The sequence below is a fragment of the Clostridium ihumii AP5 genome (assembly GCF_000612845.1).
Taxonomy (GTDB): domain Bacteria; phylum Bacillota; class Clostridia; order Clostridiales; family Clostridiaceae; genus Clostridium_J; species Clostridium_J ihumii.
Genome location: NZ_CCAT010000056.1, coordinates 1 through 1,034, shown reverse-complemented (window position 1 = coordinate 1,034; position 1,034 = coordinate 1). Strand labels below are relative to the sequence as shown.

Annotated in this window: 11 tRNA genes; all 11 read left to right on the top strand. The window is 52.3% G+C overall.

Annotated features, from left to right (window positions below):
• Positions 1 to 32 precede the first annotated feature (32 nt).
• The 11 genes from BN346_RS11075 (at position 33) to BN346_RS11025 (ending at position 991) form a co-directional block, all read left to right on the top strand.
• Positions 33 to 105, top strand: a tRNA-Val gene (locus tag BN346_RS11075).
• 3 nt (positions 106 to 108) lie between these two features.
• Positions 109 to 181 (top strand) — tRNA-Lys (locus BN346_RS11070).
• A gap of 7 nt (positions 182 to 188) precedes the next feature.
• A tRNA-Leu gene (locus tag BN346_RS11065) sits at positions 189 to 269 on the top strand.
• A gap of 17 nt (positions 270 to 286) precedes the next feature.
• A tRNA-Thr gene (locus BN346_RS11060) sits at positions 287 to 359 on the top strand.
• An 11-nt stretch (positions 360 to 370) separates the two neighbouring features.
• Positions 371 to 442: transfer RNA gene (locus tag BN346_RS11055), tRNA-Gly, on the top strand.
• Positions 443 to 458: 16 nt separating this feature from the next.
• Positions 459 to 544 (top strand) — tRNA-Leu (locus BN346_RS11050).
• Between the two features lie 10 nt (positions 545 to 554).
• Positions 555 to 628 (top strand) — tRNA-Arg (locus BN346_RS11045).
• A gap of 9 nt (positions 629 to 637) precedes the next feature.
• Positions 638 to 711 (top strand) — tRNA-Pro (locus BN346_RS11040).
• 19 nt (positions 712 to 730) lie between these two features.
• A tRNA-Ala gene (locus BN346_RS11035) sits at positions 731 to 803 on the top strand.
• Positions 804 to 830: 27 nt separating this feature from the next.
• Positions 831 to 904: transfer RNA gene (locus BN346_RS11030), tRNA-Met, on the top strand.
• 13 nt (positions 905 to 917) lie between these two features.
• Positions 918 to 991 (top strand) — tRNA-Ile (locus tag BN346_RS11025).
• Positions 992 to 1,034: the final 43 nt, after the last annotated feature.

Sequence of the window (1,034 nt, the reverse complement as noted above, 5' to 3'; positions counted from 1 at the left end):
GAGTAGGACGTCGCCACGCGAATGTTGTTTTTGGAGGTTTAGCTCAGCTGGGAGAGCATCTGCCTTACAAGCAGAGGGTCAGCGGTTCGATCCCGTTAACCTCCATATGAGCCGTTAGCTCAGTTGGTAGAGCATCTGACTTTTAATCAGAGGGTCACAGGTTCGAGCCCTGTACGGCTCATATTTTTGCGGGTGTGGCGGAATTGGCAGACGCACTAGACTTAGGATCTAGCGCCTTTGGCGTGGGGGTTCAAGTCCCTTCACCCGCATAATTTAAGTTTTACATGCCGGCTTAGCTCAGTTGGTAGAGCATCTGATTTGTAATCAGAGGGTCGAGGGTTCAAGTCCTTTAGCCGGCATCTTTAAACACGCGGAAATAGCTCAGTGGTAGAGCACCACCTTGCCAAGGTGGGGGTCGCGGGTTCGAACCCCGTTTTCCGCTTTGCCAAAGCAATCGCGCCGGGGTGGCGGAACTGGCAGACGCACAGGACTTAAAATCCTGCGGTGAGTGATCACCGTACCGGTTCGATTCCGGTCCTCGGCATTTCAAATATGCGCCCATAGCTCAACTGGATAGAGTGTTTGACTACGGATCAAAAGGTTAGGGGTTCGACTCCTCTTGGGTGCATTAGTTAAACGGGAAGTAGCTCAGCTTGGTAGAGCACTTGGTTTGGGACCAAGGGGTCGCAGGTTCGAATCCTGTCTTCCCGATAATTATAAATTTAAACATGGGGCCTTAGCTCAGCTGGGAGAGCGCCTGCTTTGCACGCAGGAGGTCAGCGGTTCGATCCCGCTAGGCTCCATTTCATTTAAATAATGAATATCTTTTTCGCGGTGTAGCTCAGCTGGCTAGAGCGTCCGGTTCATACCCGGGAGGTCGGGGGTTCGATCCCCTCCGCCGCGATTTTTAAGAGCCTGGACCTTTAGCTCAGTTGGTTAGAGCAGACGGCTCATAACCGTCCGGTCGTAGGTTCGAGTCCTACAAGGTCCATTGTGGCGTTGTAAGTTTCATATGGAGGATTACCCAAGTCCGG